General features: G+C 42.0%; 15 protein-coding genes. 5 read left to right on the top strand and 10 right to left on the bottom strand.

Features of this window, described 5'->3' with window-relative positions:
• The first annotated feature begins 231 nt into the window (after positions 1-231).
• Positions 232-429 carry a CsbD family protein gene (locus QL229_RS06610; RefSeq protein WP_135926245.1) on the top strand — a complete coding sequence of 66 codons (198 nt, stop codon included), beginning with the start codon at positions 232-234 and terminating at the stop codon, positions 427-429.
• A gap of 40 nt (positions 430-469) precedes the next feature.
• Here QL229_RS06610 and QL229_RS06605 read toward each other — a convergent pair whose 3' ends face one another.
• From QL229_RS06605 to metA, 4 genes are all read right to left on the bottom strand, one after another.
• Positions 470-1,510, bottom strand: coding sequence for a GGDEF domain-containing protein (locus QL229_RS06605; RefSeq protein WP_281546615.1), 1,041 nt, complete (start codon positions 1,508-1,510; stop codon positions 470-472).
• Between the two features lie 165 nt (positions 1,511-1,675).
• A complete protein-coding gene (gene metH, locus QL229_RS06600; RefSeq protein ID WP_138557291.1) occupies positions 1,676-4,306 on the bottom strand; it encodes a methionine synthase in 2,631 nt (876 codons plus the stop codon).
• 9 nt (positions 4,307-4,315) lie between these two features.
• Positions 4,316-5,383: a homocysteine S-methyltransferase family protein gene (locus tag QL229_RS06595; RefSeq protein WP_138557290.1), complete on the bottom strand. Its 1,068-nt coding sequence runs from the start codon at positions 5,381-5,383 to the stop codon at positions 4,316-4,318.
• Positions 5,373-6,320: a homoserine O-succinyltransferase gene (gene metA, locus QL229_RS06590; RefSeq protein ID WP_199527260.1), complete on the bottom strand. Its 948-nt coding sequence runs from the start codon at positions 6,318-6,320 to the stop codon at positions 5,373-5,375. The genes QL229_RS06595 and metA overlap by 11 nt, the downstream gene beginning before the upstream one ends.
• Positions 6,321-6,566: 246 nt before the next feature.
• Here metA and ettA point away from each other — a divergent pair, with 246 nt between their 5' ends.
• From ettA to QL229_RS06575, 3 genes are all read left to right on the top strand, one after another.
• Entirely contained in the window at positions 6,567-8,240 is a 1,674-nt protein-coding gene (gene ettA, locus QL229_RS06585) for an energy-dependent translational throttle protein EttA (protein ID WP_135923751.1), read from the top strand.
• 138 nt (positions 8,241-8,378) lie between these two features.
• Positions 8,379-8,744, top strand: a complete 366-nt coding sequence (locus QL229_RS06580; RefSeq protein WP_135923750.1) for a PilZ domain-containing protein — start codon at positions 8,379-8,381, stop codon at positions 8,742-8,744.
• Between the two features lie 53 nt (positions 8,745-8,797).
• Positions 8,798-9,706: a histone deacetylase gene (locus QL229_RS06575; protein WP_235403574.1), complete on the top strand. Its 909-nt coding sequence runs from the start codon at positions 8,798-8,800 to the stop codon at positions 9,704-9,706.
• 80 nt (positions 9,707-9,786) lie between these two features.
• Here the strand turns inward: QL229_RS06575 and cyoE are convergent, their stop codons facing one another.
• The 6 genes from cyoE to QL229_RS06545 all read right to left on the bottom strand — a co-directional run bounded on the left by cyoE (position 9,787) and on the right by QL229_RS06545 (position 15,366).
• Positions 9,787-10,671, bottom strand: coding sequence for a heme o synthase (gene cyoE, locus QL229_RS06570; protein WP_054554292.1), 885 nt, complete (start codon positions 10,669-10,671; stop codon positions 9,787-9,789).
• 142 nt (positions 10,672-10,813) lie between these two features.
• Positions 10,814-11,173: a cytochrome o ubiquinol oxidase subunit IV gene (gene cyoD, locus QL229_RS06565; protein ID WP_199527262.1), complete on the bottom strand. Its 360-nt coding sequence runs from the start codon at positions 11,171-11,173 to the stop codon at positions 10,814-10,816.
• Positions 11,173-11,808, bottom strand: coding sequence for a cytochrome o ubiquinol oxidase subunit III (cyoC, locus tag QL229_RS06560; RefSeq protein WP_281546614.1), 636 nt, complete (start codon positions 11,806-11,808; stop codon positions 11,173-11,175). The genes cyoD and cyoC overlap by 1 nt, the downstream gene beginning before the upstream one ends.
• A complete protein-coding gene (gene cyoB / locus QL229_RS06555; protein WP_054554289.1) occupies positions 11,805-13,793 on the bottom strand; it encodes a cytochrome o ubiquinol oxidase subunit I in 1,989 nt (662 codons plus the stop codon). Before cyoB ends, cyoC begins: the two co-directional genes overlap by 4 nt.
• 2 nt (positions 13,794-13,795) lie before the next feature.
• Positions 13,796-14,710 (bottom strand): ubiquinol oxidase subunit II, encoded by a 915-nt coding sequence (gene cyoA, locus QL229_RS06550; RefSeq protein ID WP_054562298.1) that lies wholly within the window; start codon positions 14,708-14,710, stop codon positions 13,796-13,798.
• 236 nt (positions 14,711-14,946) lie between these two features.
• The gene (locus QL229_RS06545; RefSeq protein WP_135923745.1) at positions 14,947-15,366 is read right to left on the bottom strand and encodes a hypothetical protein; all 420 of its coding nucleotides are present in this window, start codon (positions 15,364-15,366) and stop codon (positions 14,947-14,949) included.
• A gap of 415 nt (positions 15,367-15,781) precedes the next feature.
• Between QL229_RS06545 and QL229_RS06540 the strand changes: the two genes are divergently transcribed.
• Complete coding sequence (locus tag QL229_RS06540) at positions 15,782-17,137, top strand: M14 family zinc carboxypeptidase (RefSeq protein ID WP_281546613.1); 1,356 nt, start codon at positions 15,782-15,784, stop codon at positions 17,135-17,137.
• The last annotated feature ends 32 nt before the right edge of the window (positions 17,138-17,169 follow it).

Here is a 17,169-nt window from a genome sequence, read left to right as displayed (position 1 = left end):
TTTCTTTTCGCGCATTGTATCAAAAAATTACAGGCAGGGATGAGTAGCCTTAAATTGCATGAAATAATTACACGCTTCAACCTTTAAACAGGTACAAATTGCAATTAGATAACTCCACCACATAACACAAAAAATTAAAAATTAACAATATCAATTAGTTACTTATAAGGTTGGAGTGGCATAACGATTGCTTTTACTAACACGAATGTTTAACAAAGTAAGGAGATTATGATGAACAGCGATCGTTTAGAAGGTAATTGGAAAGAACTTAAAGGTAAAGCGCAACGTAAATGGGGCGAACTTACTGATGGTGATTTAGATGTGATTGAGGGTAGCCGTAAAGAGCTTGTTGGTAAAATCCAGCAAAAATACGGTAAATCGAAAGAAGAAGCTGAGCGTGAAGTCAGCGACTTTGAAAAAAGCCATTAATTTGAGCAATAAATAAAGCCGCTAATTGCGGCTTTATTTATCAAGCAGGCTCGTGCTTTGCTAAATCAGCTTCAGCAACCGTTTGATTTTTACCTTGCGATTTAGCACGGTAAAGTCGCTTATCAGCAATGTTTAAGCAATGATCAACACTCTCATCTGGCACGCGTTGGTATAAGCCAATACTTAAGGTGACATGAAAACGATGCTGACCGCTAGTGAATGGCTTTTCAGCGAGCTTTTTATGAATGTTGTCTGCAACTTGGTAGGCCCGTTGTTCATTCCCCGCAGGAATAACAATTAAAAACTCTTCGCCGCCCCAACGGGAAATGACATCTTCTTCTGTGCACACTTTATTAAATACATCAGCGAAAAATATTAGCACCTCATCGCCTACTTGATGACCATAGGTGTCGTTGATTTGTTTAAAGTTATCAACATCCATCAGCAAGAACACTGCCCCTTCGCCAAAGCGTTTATCTTGTAAGCACTCAGTTGCAAAGCGACGATTTACAAGTTCAGTCATTGCATCATAGCGAGCAAGCTTTTGATTAATTTTAAGTTGCTTCATTAACTCTAAACTGTATTTGTTGCGGTAATATTCGTAGAAGCCACCCAAAATACATAAAATAGAGAAGCACAGCATGACCCGCGTTGGAAAGTAATGACTTGAATAACTGTAATAACCAAATTGATCGGTAAAATAGAAAAGCACTGAGATAATAATGGCAAGCAGGATAAGATCGAACGCTCCGCGCTTTAAGCCACGAATAAAAAATGTTACTGGGGATACAATAAATAGCCATAACGGCCCTGTGCCATTACTGCCACCCGAGACAGTTAAGAAGCACATCATTGCATAAAGTGCGTACAGCATGAGTACTGAAATAAATTGATCACGCCCCTTTATTAAAAAAGGCAAAGCAAAAATAACAACGCCAACAATTAATAAATAACTTAATGCGATGTAGCCATCTTGATAACTTGTGACCGACATCAACAAAGAGGTCACTGCACCAATAAATGCAAATACGCGTAAGAATCGCGCTTTATCTCTCTCGCTTGCATTCACAGTATCAATCACAATTTCACCTTAGATTCCTTGCTCAACCTCAATAACTTTAACACAAATATTTAAATTAGAAGGAATTTGCCAGTACTAAAGCAATTAAAAAGAAAAAAGTATGAAAAAAATGGACATAAAAAAACGAGCCATTTGAGGCTCGTTTTTAATTTAAACTAAAGGTTATTATTCTGGCTCATAGCCCAAATTAGGCGACAACCAACGCTCAGCTTCAGCAAGTGTCATGTTGGTACGCTTAGCGTAATCTTCAACCTGATCTTTTTGAATTTGCGCCACTGCGTAGTATTTCGCTTCAGGGTGAGAGAAATACCAACCAGAAACTGCAGCACCCGGCCACATTGCGTATGAGCTGGTTAGTTTCATGCCAATACGCTGTTCGGTATCAAGTAACTGCCAGATTTTCTTCTTCTCGGTATGCTCAGGACAAGCAGGATAACCTGGCGCTGGGCGAATACCTTGGTAGTTTTCACGAATAAGTTCATCATTCGATAGATTTTCATCTACCGCATAGCCCCAATATTCTTTACGCACTTGTTCATGCAAATATTCAGCAAACGCTTCTGCTAAACGGTCAGCAACGGCTTTAACCATGATCTTATTGTAATCATCTTGCTTAGCATCGAAGGCATCGGCAAGGTCATCCTCTTCAAGACCACCAGTTACCGCAAAAGCACCAAAGTAATCTGGGGTGCCTTTTGGCGCGATATAATCGGCTAAGCAGTAGTTAGCAAAGTCGTTTTTTTCAGTTTGCTGACGTAAATGACACGATGTAGTTAAAAGCGTTGTACGCGACTCATCAGTGTAAATCTCAATGTCATCCCCTACTCGGTTTGCTGGGAATAAACCAATTACACCAAGAGGTTGTAGCGCACCTGATTGCTCAAGTTCATCAAGCATTGCATTGGCATCAGCAAATAAGCTTTTTGCTTGTTCGCCGACTATTTCATCTTCAAGAATACGTGGGTACTTACCTGCAATTGACCACGTCATGAAATAAGGTGTCCAGTCGATGTACTGTCTTAACGTCGCAATCGAAACATCTTTAAACTCTGTGACACCTAGCTTTTTCGGCACAGGTGGTGTGTAGTTGTCCCAATCAAGTTTTACAGCGTTGTCGCGAGCACGCTGTAAAGTAACGGGTTTTGAGCGCGGCTTTTTACGTGCTTGTTGTTCACGTACTTTTTCATACTCAGTCTTGGTTTTCTCTAAAAATGCTGGCTTTAACTCTTTAGACAGTAAATTAGAAACCACACCCACAGCACGGCTGGCGTTATTTACGTAAACCACACCTTTATCATACTGAGGTTCAATTTTAACCGCGGTATGCGCTTTAGAGGTTGTTGCACCACCAATCAGTAGCGGTAATTCAAAACCACGACGGGTCATTTCTTTGGCAACATGCACCATTTCATCAAGGGATGGGGTAATAAGCCCTGATAAACCAATAATGTCGGCTTTTTCGTCAATGGCGGTTTGCAAAATTTTCTCTGCAGGCACCATCACACCAAGGTCGATAACCTCGTAGTTATTACATTGCAGTACCACGCCTACGATATTTTTACCAATGTCGTGTACGTCGCCCTTAACGGTTGCCATAACCACTTTACCATTGGTTGCGCCCTCTTCTTTTTCTGCTTCAATGAAAGGATCAAGATAGGCAACGGCGCGTTTCATTACACGAGCAGATTTAACAACCTGAGGTAAGAACATTTTACCTGCACCGAATAAGTCGCCTACTACGTTCATGCCGTCCATCAGCGGGCCTTCAATCACTTCGATAGGCTTAGCTTTGCTCTTACGGCACTCTTCAGTATCTTCGTCAATATACTCGGTAATGCCTTTTACTAGCGCATGTTCAAGGCGCTTTTCAACAGGCCAAGTACGCCACTCTAAATCTTCTACTTTCTCTGCTTGCGCCATACCTGAGTATTTTGGTGCAAGTTCAACAAGTCGCTCACCAGCACCTGGGTCGGTATTGAGGATCACATCTTCTACAGCTTTTCGCAGCTCTTCGGGGATATCGTCGTAAACCGCTAATTGACCAGCATTTACAATGCCCATATCCATACCCGCTTTAATCGCGTGGTATAAAAACACTGAGTGAATAGCTTCACGCACTGGGTTGTTGCCGCGGAACGAGAACGACACATTCGATACACCACCCGACACTTTACAATGCGGTAAGCCTTGCTTGATTCGACGTGTACCTTCGATAAACTCAACAGCGTAGTTATCGTGCTCTTCAATGCCCGTTGCGACAGCAAAAATGTTCGGGTCAAAAATAATGTCTTCTGGTGGAAAGCCAATATCATCAACGAGTATTTTGTAGCTACGCTGACAAATCTCGAACTTACGATCAGCAGTTTCGGCTTGTCCTTTTTCATCAAACGCCATAACAACCGCAGCAGCGCCAAAGCGCTTAATTAGCTTAGCTTGGCGGATGAATGGCTCTTCACCTTCTTTAAGTGAAATTGAGTTAACAATGGCTTTGCCTTGAATACACTTTAAGCCAGCTTCAATCACATCCCATTTCGATGAGTCGACCATGATAGGTACTTTTGAGATATCAGGCTCTGAGGCAATTAAGTTTAAAAATTTTACCATCGCCGCTTTTGAGTCCAACATGGCTTCATCCATGTTGATATCAATCACTTGCGCGCCATTTTCTACTTGTTCACGGGCAACATCGAGAGCGGTCTCGTAATCTTCTTCCATGATCAAGCGCTTAAACTTAGCCGAGCCAGTTACATTGGTACGCTCACCGACGTTAGTAAATACAGCAATTTGGTCAGTCATGTCGGTTTCCTAGTTTAAGTTGCACGCTTCAAGGCCCGATAAGCGCATACGCACTTCAAGCTCTGGCAGTTGGCGAGGCTTAACACCACTCAGGCCTTTCGCAAACGCCTTAATATGAGCCGGTGTGGTGCCACAACAACCACCTACAATATTAATAAAGCCAGATTTGCCCCAATCGATAATTTCTTTAGCCATTTCAGGGGCTTCTAAATCATATTCACCAAACTCATTCGGTAAACCTGCATTTGGATGCACCGAGGTAAAGGTTTCACAAACGCGCGATAGCTCTTCAACATACTGGCGCAGTAAGTCTGGGCCAAGGGCGCAGTTGAGGCCAATTGAGAGCGGTTTAATATGGCGAATAGAGTTATAAAATGCTTCGGTGGTTTGTCCTGATAAAGTACGACCAGAGGCATCGGTAATGGTGCCTGAGATCATCACAGGCAAACTACGACCAGCTTGCTCGAAAGCTTCTTCTACGGCAAACGAAGCGGCTTTTGCATTAAGCGTATCAAAGATGGTTTCAATCAAAATAAGGTCTGCGCCACCTTCCATCAGTGCCAGTGTCGACTCAACATACGCAGCCACCAGCTTATCAAAATTGATATTGCGATAACCTGGGTCATTTACATCTGGTGAAATAGAGCAGGTTTTTGACGTTGGCCCAAGCACCCCCGCTACATAACGCGGTTTACTTGGATCTTTTGCTTCAAACTCATCACATACGCCGCGCGCAAGTTTCGCTGATTCGAGGTTGATTTCGCGACTAAGACTCGCCATATCATAATCTTCCATCGAAATAGTCGTGGCATTAAAGGTATTGGTTTCGATGATATCGGCACCGGCTTCTAAGTAAGCACGGTGAATATCAGCAATGATCTTTGGCTGAGTCAGGCTTAATAAGTCATTATTGCCTTTAATAAGTACATGCCAGTCTTTAAAGCGCTCACCGCGATAGTCTTGCTCTTCTAATTTATGTTCTTGGATCATGGTGCCCATCGCGCCATCGAGGATTAAAATTCGCTGTTTCAGCGCCTCGGTCAATTGTTCGCGTTTATTCACTGCATTACTCGGCATAGTTGTTAGTCCTTACGTCTTGGCTAACTAAGTTAATATCATACGGTGTAGTTTGGTACACATAATAGTTTAACCAATTAGAAAACAATAAAAAGGCATGACTTTGCCATGTTTTCGATGGTTCGTTATCAGGGTTATCATCTGGGAAATAATTTTCTGGTTTAGGTGCGTCTGCAGACTTCTCGCTATCACGCAGGTACTCTTCTTTTAAGGTATGCGCATCGTACTCTGGATGACCTGTAATATACACTTGGCTGCCAGACTTATTCTTAATTAAATAGGCACCAACTCGCTCAGAACCAGCTAACACCACCAAATCATCACAGGCAGTTATCTTATCAATATCAATATGACCATAGCGAGAGTGTGGCACTAAAAAGGTATCATCAAAGCCACGGGTGAGTGCTGCGTGGTCAAAATAGCTTTTGTGGGTAAATACACCACTTAACTTATTTGGTTTAAGTTCACGCTTAAGACCATAGTGGTGATAAAGCCCCGCATGGGCCGCCCAACACGAAAACAGCGTAGAGGTAACATGCAGCTCAGCCCAGTCTAAAATCACTTTAAGTTCATCCCAATAGACAACATCGTCATACTCTAAATGTGCAAGCGGCGCACCTGTGATGATCATAGCATCGTAGTTATTGTCTTTTACCTCAGAAAAATAACGATAAAACGTATCTAAGTGCTGCTCAGAGTTACTACTGCTGCGGTGGGTATCTAAGCGCAACAGCTCAACATTAACTTGCAGCGGTGAGTTAGCTAGTAAGCGAATAAACTGCACCTCGGTTTCTACTTTGTTTGGCATTAAGTTTAAGATGGCCAAACGCATTGGGCGAATCTCTTGCGTTTTCGCACGGCTTTTTGGCATTACAAACACGTTTTCCTGACGTAACTTTGCAATAGCTGGCAATTCATCTTTTACTGTAATGGGCATAGCGGGCTCCGAGCATACATATTAGAGTGCTAATTATGAACGGATAGTTAGAAATTTCAACCTCTAGATGTTTAGATGTCCAAATGAAGTGATATTTCTGAGTGGTCATTAATTAAAATGTACGACTCTTTGAGTAAATAACACCTTGATATTAAGCCTATCATAAACGCTGAATTCTGTATTTTGAGGTAGTTTGGGTATACAATACTTGCTGTTAATTTTTATTATAAATTGAAGGCTTCTTTCATGGTGTTACCAGACAAGTTTATATTCTCGATGAGTCGAGTATCTAAGGTTGTGCCACCTAAGCGCACTATCTTAAAAGATATTTCTTTACACTTTTTCCCAGGCGCAAAAATTGGTGTGCTAGGTCTAAACGGTGCAGGTAAATCGACGTTACTGCGCATTATGGCCGGTGTTGACCAAGACTTTGAAGGTGAAGCTCGCCCTCAACCAGGCACTAAAATCGGTTACTTACCGCAAGAACCGCAGCTAGACGAGAACAAAACAGTTCGCGAAACAGTAGAAGAAGCGGTAAGCGAAGTTAAAAATGCATTAAATCGTCTAGATGAAGTATACAACGAGTATGCAATGGACGGTGCTGACTTCGATGCGCTTGCTAAAGAGCAAGGCGAATTAGAAGCTATCATCCAAGCACACGATGGTCACAATATTGATAACGTGTTAGAGCGTGCAGCTGATGCATTACGCCTACCACCTTGGGATGCAAAAATTGAACACCTTTCGGGTGGTGAGCGTCGCCGAGTTGCGATCTGTCGTTTACTACTTGAAAAACCAGATATGCTTATTCTTGACGAACCAACCAACCACTTAGACGCTGAGTCAGTTGCTTGGTTAGAACGCTTCTTACACGACTACGAAGGTACTGTGGTTGCTGTAACCCACGACCGTTACTTCTTAGATAACGTAGCAGGTTGGATTTTAGAGCTTGACCGTGGTGAAGGTATTCCTTGGGAAGGTAACTACTCATCGTGGCTTGAGCAAAAAGATTTACGTTTACAACAAGAACAGAAATCTGAAAAAGCACGTCAAAAATCAATCGCACAAGAACTTGAATGGGTTCGTTCAAACCCGAAAGGCCGTCAAGCTAAGTCTAAAGCACGTATGGCACAGTTCTCAGAGCTTCAACAAAATGATTACCAAAAGCGTAACGAAACGAATGAGCTATTCATTCCACCGGGTCCACGCTTAGGTGACCAAGTTATCGAAGTGAAAGGCCTGAAGAAGAGCTTTGGCGACCGCGTATTAATTGATGACTTAAACTTTGCAATGCCTAAAGGCGCTATCGTAGGTATTATCGGTGCCAATGGTGCAGGTAAATCAACGCTTTTCAAAATGCTAAGCGGTGAAGAAAAGCCTGATAGCGGTGAGATCATTGTTGGTGAAACAGTAGAGCTTGCAACTGTTGATCAGTTCCGTGGCAACATGGACGAGAGCAACACTGTTTTCCAAGAAATCTCAAACGGCCAAGACGTATTGAAAATTGGTAACTTTGAATTCCCAAGCCGTGCCTATGTTGGCCGCTTTAACTTCAAAGGTAACGACCAACAAAAATTCGTTAAAGACCTATCAGGTGGTGAGCGCAACCGTTTACACCTAGCTAAGCTGTTAAAAGCTGGTGGTAACGTATTACTTCTGGATGAGCCAACCAATGACCTAGACGTTGAAACACTACGTGCACTTGAGAACGCTATTTTAGAGTTCCCTGGCTGTGTAATGTGTATCTCGCATGACCGTTGGTTCCTTGACCGTATTGCTACACATATTCTTGATTACCGTGACGAAGGCCAAATTAACTTCTTCGATGGTAACTACACAGAATACGAAGAGTGGTTGAAGAAAACCTTAGGCGCCGAAGCGGCACAACCTAAGCGTATCAAATACAAAAAAATTGGCTAATTAGCTGATATTATAAAAGCCCCAGTTTAGGGGCTTTTCTATAACTATTAACTTTCATCAGTAATTATCAGCTGTTTTCTCTCATTCATTTCATATTGAACTATACTGTTTAGGCTAAAAAGTATGGAGAATAGAGACATGAATGAACGCAGAGAGTTTTCTAGGGTGCTATTTTCTTGCCCGGCTGTCCTTCATATAGAAGGTAACGACTATCACTGTCAGTTACTCGATTTATCATTACAAGGTGCACTTATCACTAAAAGTGATTCATTTTTAATACCTATCCATTCTAAAGCCGATTTAATTTTCACCCTACCCGAATCAAGTATTGAGATAAAAATGCAAGTTGAACTGTGTCATGTTGAACATCAGCATGCTGGGCTTCGCTGCGAACATATTGATATAGATAGTATTAGCCACCTTAAGCGACTAATTGAGCTAAACCTAGGTGATGAAGCTCTATTGCATCGAGAACTAGCGCATTTAATTCACGCTCCAGAGTAAACATCTGCTCAGAAATTCGCTATGCTGTAGCAAATTCAGCTATCCAATGAGCTATGCAGTTAAATCCCCATTTACCTTTGGTTTATCATCCTAATTATTCGTTTAGCTTCGATCCAAACCACCGCTTTGTAATGAGTAAGTTTGCTTATTTATATGAGCATGTGCAAAACCTTGGATTAATAAATGACAACCTAACTCAGCCGATGCTTGGCACGCCTGAGCCCCTTGAGTTAGTACATTGTGAAAACTACATCCACGACCTTTGGCATAATCGTTTAGATGAAAAAGCGATGCGCCGCATAGGCTTACCTTGGTCAAAAGAGTTAATGGCACGTACCTTTACCGCCCCACTTGGCACCTTACAAACAGCACGCTTAGCGCTGAAACATGGCATCGCTTGTCACTTAGCCGGTGGCACTCATCATGCGCATACTGATTTTGGCTCAGGTTATTGCATGGTAAACGACCTAGCGTTCACCAGTGAAACCCTGATAAAAAGTGGTGAAGTGACCAATATACTTATTTTTGACTTAGACGTTCATCAAGGTGATGGCACCGCAGCAATGCTCGCACATCAACCTTATGCTTATACCTGTTCGATTCACTGTGAAAAGAATTTTCCGTTTCGAAAATCGGCCAGCGATTTAGATATTGGTTTAGCACCCAATGTCGCTGATAGTGAATACCTAGGCGTTGTTGACGATACTCTGAGTTATTTATTAAACACCCTTAACCCAGATTTAGTGCTTTATGATGCAGGTGTTGATGTGTGGCAGCAAGATGGCTTAGGAAAACTTGATATAAGCTGGCAAGGGATAGCGCAACGGGACCATTTAGTCCTCAAGCGTTGCCTTGAGCACAATGTACCTGTCGCAACCGTAATTGGTGGTGGCTATGATAAAGACCATCGTCGTTTAGCGGCTCGTCATGGCATAGTAGTTGAGCAAGCTGCTCGTTTTTAATATCAGCAATGAAAAAAGGCCCGGGGAGAAAAAACCGGGCCTTTGCTACTGTAACATTGGGATATGTTAGCAACTTTCTTCTAAGTTAAAACAAGTAGCTGTGGAGCTACCGAATGGTAATCTAAAGCCATAGCAATGCTCAAAACCGTGATATTTACAATTGAAAAAGCAAACACTTGGCGCGCCCAGCCGCTAACATCAATATTGCGACGATAGCCACGAAGCGCCATTAGCAACCACCAAAAACTCGTTGTACAAGCTACAGCCATAAAGGCTAAACCTGTATAACCACTAATGGTTAATAACATCACAACCAACGCATACACGGCGATATATAAAACAATGTGATGCTTTGCCTTCTCGATCCCCTGCGCTACTGGTAACACAGGAATTCTGGCCGCTTGGTAGTCGTTATAACGAAAGATTGCAATTGCATATGAATGAGGCATTTGCCATAAACTAAACATGACCAATAAAATCACAGCACCAGCATCAAACTGCCCAGTTACGGCACAATACCCTACTACAGGTGGTACTGCGCCAGATAAACTTCCGACAAAGGTGCCGTACACAGAACGACGTTTCATATATAAGCTGTACACACCGACGTAAATGACGTAACCAAAAGTAGCAAATAAGAGTGCCACTACGTTGGTATACACAGCTAATAAACCGAAACCAATAACACCAAGCACGATGCCATGTGCCATAGCCGCCTTTGCTGACATTTCGCCAGTTACTGTGACGCGTTTGCGAGTGCGCGCCATGGCAACATCAATATCACGATCAATCACGTTATTGATCGCGCATCCTGATGCCACTACTAAAGATAACCCTAGCAAGGTTGCGATCATTAACCATGGGTCAATATCACCGCGAGAGGCTAGCAAGAATCCCCCCGCGACAGAGATCAAATTGCCCATGATAATGCCAGGTTTAGTGACATTTAAATAACGTCGAAACACTTCCTCGACTCCTCTAATTTTCAGCACAAACGCAATATTACGAAAGAAACTAGCTAGTAACAGACTGTAAGAACTGGAGACACAACCTCAAACTAACCAGCTCCTTTCGTAAATCTTTTTACCAATTACAAAGTAACTGTTATTAGTACATCATCATGGCGTTCGATTCGTAGATGATCCACACCGACAAACCAACCACCATCACGATAATTAAAGCACTAAAGATAAACGACAATGAACTTGCCTTGCCGTCTTCTGTTTTGAAGTTTAGGTGTAAGAAATATTTCAAATGCACCCAAATTTGCACAATCGCCATGCTCACGATGCACCATGCAGTGGTCGTTTTAGAAAACGAACCACCCATCACAGCCCAAAATGGAATAGCCGTTAAAACCACTGACAATACAAAACCAATTAAATAGTCTTTAACGCTGCCATGTGATTGCTCATTATGTGCATGAACTTCTAAGTTATTAATTACATGTGATTCACTGTGACTCATTACATTGCTCCCATTAAATAAACAACGGTAAATACACAGATCCACACCACATCTAAGAAGTGCCAGAATAGGCTTAAACAACTTAGGCGTGTCACTGTTTGTGGGTTTAAACCACGGCGCACAACTTCAATCATCAGGACAGTCATCCAAATAAGACCAGCTGTAACGTGAAGACCATGTAAGCCCACTAAAGAGAAGAACGATGTTAAAAAGGCACTTTGCTGAGGGCCATTACCGTGCGCAATTAGGTGATGGAATTCGTACACTTCCATACCAATAAACACTGCACCAAAGGCAAAAGTAACCAGCAACCAAGTTAACGTAGCCGCCTTTTTCTGCCCGTGAGCAGAGATCATCGCGAAACCAAAAGTGATACTACTGAGTAGTAGTGCTGCCGTTTCAACCGCAACAAAATCAAGTTCAAAAATGTCTTTACCCGACACACCGCCAGCAGTATTCATGAACAATACTGCATAGGTTGCAAAGAATGATGCAAACAACAGGCAGTCAGTCATAAGGTAAAGCCAGAAACCAAATACGGTGTTACCACCTGTATCGTGGTGCTCATGGTCATGTGCATCAACATGACCTTGTGCGCCGTTTAAGGTGTCGAGTCCTGCAGAAATGCTACTCATGCATTCACCTCCTTCGTAGCGGCTGTATTGTGAGCCGTTTCTAGTTCAACAATTTCATCTGGTTGGACGTAGTAATCAACATCGCTGGTGTAACAACGTTTAATGAACACCACGATAGCACCCAGTAAACCAAAGGCCGCAAGCCACCAAATGTGCCAGATCATGGCAAAACAGAAGGTTGTTAAAGCTGCGCTCATTAATACACCTGCCGATGTATTTTTTGGCATATGAATCGGGCTATAAGAAGCTTCTTGCTTGTAAGCTAAGCCTTTTTCTTTCATGTCTGTCCACGCATCGATGTCATCAACATGTGGGATTTTCGCAAAGTTGTAGTATTGCGGAGGTGAAGCAGATGCCCACTCAAGAGTATGACCATTCCACGGATCACCTGTTGTATCATCAAGTTGCTCGCGGTTCTTGAAGCTCACTACAAGTTGCACAACTTGGAACAAAATACCGAACATAATGATTACCGCACCGCCAGCTGCAATGTATAACCAAATGTTCCAATCAGGGTTGTTAGTGTGGTTTAAGCGACGTGTCATACCTAAGAAACCAAGTACGTATAACGGCATAAATGCCACGAAGAAACCAATTAACCAACACCAGAAAGATCTTCTGCCCCAGCTCTCGTCAAGTTTGAAGCCCATTGCTTTAGGGAACCAAAACGCAAAACCAGCTAAATAACCAAATACCGCACCACCAATGATGGTGTTATGGAAGTGAGCGATTAAGAATAAGCTGTTATGTAATACGTAGTCAGCACCTGGAATCGCAAGCAACACACCCGTCATACCACCGATAGTGAACGTCACCATGAAACCTAAAGTCCAAAGGACAGGCACAGTAATACGTAAACGACCACGATACATAGTGAATAACCAGTTAAACAACTTAACCCCGGTCGGTACCGCGATAACCATGGTCATAACACCAAAGAAGGCATTAACGTTAGCGCTTGAGCCCATCGTAAAGAAGTGGTGAAGCCAAACGATGAAACCTAAAATTGAAATTGCACCACTTGCGTAAACCATCGACTTATAACCAAACAGGCGTTTACCAGCAAACGTTGAGATAACTTCTGAGAAAATACCAAACGCAGGTAAGATCAGAATGTAAACTTCAGGGTGACCCCATGCCCAGAATAAGTTGATATACATCATCGCATTACCACCTAATTCATTCGTGAAGAAGTGGAAATCGAGATAACGATCAAGCGTCAGCATTGCCAGTACAGCAGTTAAAATTGGGAACGATGCTGCAATTAAGATATTTGCCCACGTACATGCCCAAGTAAAAATAGGCATTTTCATTAATGTCATGCCTGGTGCACGCATTTTAAATACAGTCGCTAAGAAGTTTACTGATGTTAATAAGGTACCCAAGCCGGATATCTGCAAGGCCCATATATAATAGTCGACCCCAACACCCGGACTGAATGACAACTCTGACAACGGTGGATACGCAACCCAACCTGTTTTAGCAAACTCACCGAAGAATAATGAGATATTGATTAGGATTGCACCGCCAGCAGTTAACCAAAAGCTAAGGTTATTTAAGAATGGGAATGCAACATCACGGGCACCAATTTGCAGCGGTAAAATGATGTTCATTAAACCAATCATAAACGGCATCGCCATAAAGATGATCATGATCACCCCGTGCGCCGTAAAGATTTGGTCATAGTGTTCTGGTGGTAAGTAACCACTTGCACCGCCGGTAGCCATTGCTAATTGCAGTCGCATCATAATGGCATCCGCGAAACCACGGAAAAGCATGATAAGCGCAAGAATGATGTACATCACACCTAAACGCTTATGGTCAATTGAGGTGATCCAGTCGTGCCAAATCACGCCCCACTTTTTATATTTTGTTACTAAGCCTGCCACTAACAGACCTAAGACAGCAACAACCGTCATGGTAACCATGATAATTGGTTCATGAAACGGGATTGCGTCTAATGTTAATTTACCTAACAACGACATGATTATTCCTCGTCCTCGCTGTGCTTTTTATGAGCAGAGTGCTCTGGCATAGCGTGTTGCATTGCACCGTGAGAGCCATGCGCTTGCATATATTTCATTACGATTGAATGGAACATATCTTTATCTACGCTGGCATAGTATTTAACTGGGTCGTATTCACTTGGTTTTGCAAGTTCAACATAGCTTTGCTTAGTCAGTGCAGAGCCGGTATTTTTTACTTTGTTTACCCAAGCATCAAAATCAGCTTCAGTTGCTGTTGCAATGGCATCGAACTTCATTCCTGTGAAACCTGCACCACTGTAGTTAGCAGAGAAACCTTTGAAGGTACCTGGCTCATCAGCGATTAAGTGAAGCTTTGTTTCCATGCCTGCCATTGAATAAATTTGGCTACCAAGCTGTGGAATAAAAAACGAGTTCATGGTGCTTTCTGAGGTGATCTTGTACTGCACTGGCACATTGGCAGGAAAAACAAGCTCATTCACTGTGGCGATGCCTTGCTCTGGATAAATGAATAACCATTTCCAGTTCAAAGATACAACCTCAACAGTAAGGTGCTTACCTTTACCCTCAAGTGGTTTATATGGGTCAAGTTGTTGCGTTGACTGCCATGTGATCACACCTAAAATTGCAACGATAATGATAGGTATGGTCCAAACTACAGCTTCAATCTTATTAGAATGCGCCCACTTTGGAGCGTAAATTTCTTGATCTCGTCCATCACGGTATTTCCATGCAAAATAAATTGTCATGGCAATAACTGGAATTACAACGATCAGCATTAACACCGTAGCTACGATAATTAAATACTTCTCGTCGACACCAATTTGACCTTTTGGATCGAGTACCCCGCCTTTACAGCCAGACAAGGCCAGCACTAAAGACGCTAGAGCAATATTACAAAGGTTTCGAATTGACAAAGGAATATCCTACAACCTAAAAGTTAACACTTGTCGAAATAAGAACACGACGCTTTTCTGCAACAGATGCTACAGATATCCCTCGGCTGACTAACGAGCACGACAAATCGGCACGCTAAAAAGTGAGGGAGTTTAGGTTGGCTGACTGAAATTTGGGCGTAAAAAACCCACTAGGTGCTTAGTAAAGACAACTTAGAAAACGACTAAAATGGCTGAACTTAAGCAACAAAGCTTATTTACAGACAACCACTTACACGAGGAGGAGCACGACAGCCATGAGCGCTGTGTACTACTAAAGACTTTATCGTTTCACGCGCAGCGAAGGCCGCTTTACGTAAAATGACACCTGCACGACGCGCAGGGAAGAAATGGAAGACCAACCAGCATAAACCAATAAGTAATTGGCAAGATACCACAGGGTAAGCTAAAAAACTCAACACATTAAGCAACGGTGTTTCGTATAAAGCACCTTCGCTTAATAAGCTTCTTAGCCCTTGAGCATCTTCGACTGTGCCGTTGATTAGCATGGCTGAATTAATCAGCAACAAGGCTAAAACTGACATTAGCTCTTTACCAGCAAAAAACGCACGCGCAGCCAATTGCAATCTAGCTAAGCTAGACTGTTTGACACCTTGTGACTGACTAATTGCTCGCAAAACTCACGCCTTTTTATCGCTTTTACTGCATTTTGGGTAAGCGGCTTACCCTATTTTTAAATGCGGTAACATGATCTTCATCAATAAAGTTTCAGTAATTACTGAAATTTCGATGTGGAGTATAACAAAGTCAACAGACGGTACAAGTAGAAATTAACAGCACAAGGTTAAGTGTTGTTTAGCTAATTGCTAATGAGCTGTAAAAAAAGCACTTTATCAAAGCTAAGTAGTTAAAATTAAAAGTGTATTTTATATAGCAAAAAGCAATGAATAAAAAGAAAATGGCATATAAACAAGGATTAAAAACACACTTACTCAGTAGCAATCAAAGCTTTAATACTGAACAAGGATTAGCCAAACCAGTTTAAATATAATATTCTACAAATCATCAAAACAAAGAATAAAAGAGATAATTATGCGTCAACATGCACTCGCCGCAACCCTTTTAACATTAAGTACCAGTACACTCGCAAATACGATTGAAGACACCGTAGCGAGCGGCTTGAACAAACCTGCTATTTACTACGCCGATATAGAACCTTACTTAAAAAGCGCAGCAAAGCACCCAAGCGTTACACTAAAACAAATCGGCACCTCATTCCAAGGACAGGCACTTAATTCTCTTAAAATCGGCAACGGCCCAATCAAAGTGATGATGTGGAGCCAAATGCACGGCGACGAAAACACAGCAACTGCCGCGCTAATGGACTTTTTAAGCTTTATAACTGCCGATGAAAATGCAAAGTGGCTTACTAGCTGGCAGCAGAAAATAACCCTTCTCATCATTCCCATGGTTAATCCAGATGGCGCTGCAATGCAAACTCGTCATAATGCTCAAGGTATTGATTTAAATCGTGATGCTAAAGCTCTTCGCACAAAAGAGGGGCAAATACTCATGGCTGTTGCAAATGAATTTAAACCTGACTTTGGCTTTAATTTACATGATCAAAATGCATATTACGGTGCAGGTAAAATGGGTAAACAAGCCACTATTTCAGTGCTAGCACCCGCCTATAATGAAGCAAGAGAAGTAAATAAAAGTCGTGGAGAGGCTATGCAGTTTATTGCCCATTTAGCCAAATCGGTTGAAACAATGATCCCAGGGCACTTAGGCAAGTACAACGACAGTTACTCTTATCGCAGTTTTGGAGATACTTTTTCAGAAAAAGGTATCCGAACTATATTAATTGAATCAGGCGCTTACCCAAACGATCCAAATCGCCAAATAGCACGTAAGGTTAACCGTGTTTTATATAAAAAGGCTATTGATTCAATAACTTCGGGAGAGTGGATAACCGCTAAAATAACCCAGTACCACGCTATTCCATTTAATGCTAAAGACAATTGGGTAGACTTACTAATAGACGATGTAACAGTAAAGAGTGAACTAGGTAATTACCAGATAGATATTGCAGTCAATAACAAAGGACAGTCACCCATAATTAAAGAATTGGGTGATATAAGTAGTATCCGCCAAGGTTACACAAGTTTAGATGCAAGCAGCCTAAGCTTTAAAGCAGGAAAAGGCTTTGTCTTAAATAAATCGTTAACGCTAACAAAAAGTAATTACAAAGAGCTTTTAAAACAAGGCTATAGTTGTTTCTCTGGCGATATTGGTACACTAGAAAACTCATCAAAATGGCCTGTTTATGCCTGCAAAAGTGTATTTACATCAATACCATCGCTCCATGCCCCTGCTGCTTTTTTGTTACAAGCTAACGGTATAAATAAGTACGCAGTTTTAGGCACTGAATTAATTAATTTAGAATAAGCACACTTTAAAAAAGACAGGCACTCTTAAAG

The sequence above is a fragment of the Pseudoalteromonas sp. PAR1 genome (assembly GCF_947311895.1).
Classification (GTDB): domain Bacteria; phylum Pseudomonadota; class Gammaproteobacteria; order Enterobacterales; family Alteromonadaceae; genus Pseudoalteromonas; species Pseudoalteromonas lipolytica_C.
The sequence above is the reverse complement of the archived record's forward strand: the minus strand, read 5'-3'. Positions and strand labels throughout refer to the sequence as shown.

What these genes read in the sequence shown, in the direction of transcription:
- QL229_RS06540 (WP_281546613.1), top strand. Translation starts at nt 15,782, where the DNA reads ATGCGTCAACATGCACTCGCCGCAACCCTTTTAACATTAAGTACCAGT.
- metH (WP_138557291.1), bottom strand. Translation starts at nt 4,306, where the DNA reads ATGACTGACCAAATTGCTGTATTTACTAACGTCGGTGAGCGTACCAAT.
- QL229_RS06580 (WP_135923750.1), top strand. Translation starts at nt 8,379, where the DNA reads ATGAATGAACGCAGAGAGTTTTCTAGGGTGCTATTTTCTTGCCCGGCT.
- metA (WP_199527260.1), bottom strand. Translation starts at nt 6,320, where the DNA reads ATGCCCATTACAGTAAAAGATGAATTGCCAGCTATTGCAAAGTTACGT.
- ettA (WP_135923751.1), top strand. Translation starts at nt 6,567, where the DNA reads ATGGTGTTACCAGACAAGTTTATATTCTCGATGAGTCGAGTATCTAAG.
- cyoC (WP_281546614.1), bottom strand. Translation starts at nt 11,808, where the DNA reads ATGAGTAGCATTTCTGCAGGACTCGACACCTTAAACGGCGCACAAGGT.
- cyoB (WP_054554289.1), bottom strand. Translation starts at nt 13,793, where the DNA reads ATGTCGTTGTTAGGTAAATTAACATTAGACGCAATCCCGTTTCATGAA.
- QL229_RS06575 (WP_235403574.1), top strand. Translation starts at nt 8,798, where the DNA reads ATGCAGTTAAATCCCCATTTACCTTTGGTTTATCATCCTAATTATTCG.
- QL229_RS06595 (WP_138557290.1), bottom strand. Translation starts at nt 5,383, where the DNA reads ATGCCGAGTAATGCAGTGAATAAACGCGAACAATTGACCGAGGCGCTG.
- cyoD (WP_199527262.1), bottom strand. Translation starts at nt 11,173, where the DNA reads ATGAGTCACAGTGAATCACATGTAATTAATAACTTAGAAGTTCATGCA.
- QL229_RS06610 (WP_135926245.1), top strand. Translation starts at nt 232, where the DNA reads ATGAACAGCGATCGTTTAGAAGGTAATTGGAAAGAACTTAAAGGTAAA.